This window comes from Rhodococcus sp. CX, assembly GCF_015865005.1.
In the GTDB taxonomy this organism is placed as follows: domain Bacteria; phylum Actinomycetota; class Actinomycetes; order Mycobacteriales; family Mycobacteriaceae; genus Rhodococcus.
The window spans coordinates 103,042-105,141 of sequence record NZ_JADZGH010000206.1 but is presented as its reverse complement, the minus strand read 5'-3'; the positions used below and the strand labels follow the sequence as shown (position 1 = coordinate 105,141).

Annotated in this window: 2 protein-coding genes; one reads left to right on the top strand and one right to left on the bottom strand. The window is 69.1% G+C overall.

Going from position 1 to position 2,100, the window contains the following annotated elements:
- Positions 1 to 1,335: hypothetical protein (locus tag I0Q12_RS22620; RefSeq protein WP_231611222.1), on the bottom strand; the 1,335-nt coding region annotated here is incomplete at its 3' end.
- A 189-nt stretch (positions 1,336 to 1,524) separates the two neighbouring features.
- On the opposite strand from I0Q12_RS22620, the gene I0Q12_RS22615 reads away from it, so the two are divergent.
- The gene (locus tag I0Q12_RS22615; protein ID WP_197254916.1) at positions 1,525 to 2,040 is read left to right on the top strand and encodes a hypothetical protein; all 516 of its coding nucleotides are present in this window, start codon (positions 1,525 to 1,527) and stop codon (positions 2,038 to 2,040) included.
- Positions 2,041 to 2,100: the final 60 nt, after the last annotated feature.

The following is a 2,100-nucleotide window of genomic DNA, read 5'->3' as shown; positions in this document are numbered from 1 at the left end:
CGTGCCGCCGGTGCCCTCGGCGAGACCGAACGGTTTGACGATCCCGAGATCGATGAGCTGCCGCGCCGACCCGGGATCCCCTCCGGGGTAGACGGTCACACTGTCGTTGCCGCAGTTGGCGAACCACACGTCGCCGCTGCCGTGGACGATGGTGCCCTGCGGCCAACTGATTCCGCCCTGCGTGAAACCTTCGTCGGGCGAGAGCGCGACGCCGTCGGACGAGAACAGCGACACGCTGTTGTGCGGCGGCTGATCCTGTTCGGGACAGTCCGGAACAGGCGCTGCGAAGCCGAAGTTCGCGACCCACACGTTCCCGTCGTCGTCGATGTCGATGCCGAACCCGGCACCGCTGAGCCCACCGCCGGTGTAGGGCGAACCCGGGAAGTTCTGCCCCGTCGGGGTCAGCCTGATCAGGTTGTTCGCCCCGCACACCGGGGTCTGCGCGCTGGGCGCGTACTGGTAGTTGTTGGTCACCCAGATGTTGCCGTCGTCGTCGACTGCGATGTTGCCGGGACCGTCGATGGAATGTCCGTCCCCGACGAACCGCAGCGCGAGCGTCCATGCGCTCGGTGGCAGCACTCGATCCGGTTGGTACGGAGCAGGTCCCGCCTTCGACAGCGCGAACAGCGCCGGTACGTTCTGCCACGGGTGTCGGGCGGTGTTCACCATCGCCTGCCAGGTGTCGGCGGCCGCTCCCCGCCCGGGCTCACCAGCCAGATTCAGCAATTGATCGCACACCACGGGGACCGCAACGCAATTGGCGATCATGTCGGCGAGAGATCCGAAGGTGCCCAGGGTTTCGGTGTCCGGGCCGTTGGGCGAGGTCGCGAGCACGGCACCGACCTCCCCGCTGACGGGATCGACGAGATTGCGCGCCATACCCGCGGCGTTCGGCAGGCCCGGCGCACCACCGTCGATCCGCCCGCCGTCCGTGAACCGGGCGAGCGCGAACCCGGTGGCCACCGTCGTCCTCTCGTTGATCACGACGTCGCCGGGGAGCACGCCCGCCCCGAGCACGCTCGCCAGCGTCACGCGGCGATCCCCCGGGTTCGTGGCGACCGCGTACACCACCGGCGTGCCCGCAGGCGCGGTGTAGTCGATCGTGAAGGCGCCGTCCGGACCGGACCGCGCGGTGCCGAGGGGTGCGGGAACGCCCGAGGCGAACAGGGTGACGTCGTAGCCGGCGAGCGGCGCGCCTGCCGTGAGCACCCGCCCGCGCAGCGTGCCGCCGTCGGCGGAGGCGGGGGTCGCCGCCGCCACCACGGACCAGAGGGCAGCCACGACCACCGTGACGAGGATTGCGCACTGACGCCTGAAACCACTCGAACCGCTCATGGGAAAGTTCCTGTCGGGGTGTCTGAGTGGTGCAATCGTGACACAGCCGACATCGCTTGCGTGCAGAATTCGGCGCCCTCTGCTCGCGATCGGCGGCACCGAGATTCTGTTCGCCCGACCCCACGAACCCCTCACCAGGGGCGCCGGGGCATACTGGGGACCTTGTGCCCTGAGCGAGGAGGAGTACCGGTGAGCGACGACCTGTCCGCCTACCGCCACGAGTTCGCCCGCATCGAGAAGAAGGTCGCCGGTGAATTCCGTGCCGGTCGCCGCCAGTGGGTGCTCTCCGGATGCGTGACGGTCCTGGTCGTCGCACTGTTGCTGCCCACGACCGAGAGTGCAGCGTCGTGGACCGTGCTCGCCGGTTGGTTCGGTGCGGACGCGCCCGTGACGGTTCCGATGCGTCTGTTCGTGACCCTGGCGACCGTGTTCGGGGTCGGGATCTCGACCGCTGCGCTGTGCCTGCGCCGGTGGCGCCTGGCCGTGCCGGCAATGCTCGGCTCGGGCCTGTCCTCGTTGTTCGGTCTGTTCGGATACTGGTCGCAGAACGGGATGGAAACGTCTGCGCCGCATTCGCCGTCGTTCGGGATGGTGCTCGCCTGGCTCGCGATGGTCGCGCTCACCTCACAGTGGCTGCCCGTCGTGCTGAGCAAGTCGCCCACCGATACCGGGCCGCGCCCGGCGGTCCTGTTCGCGCAGCGATAGATTCGGGTCAGGCTCGCCGCAGCAGGTAGGTGTCCATCACCCAGCCACGTGCGGCCTTCG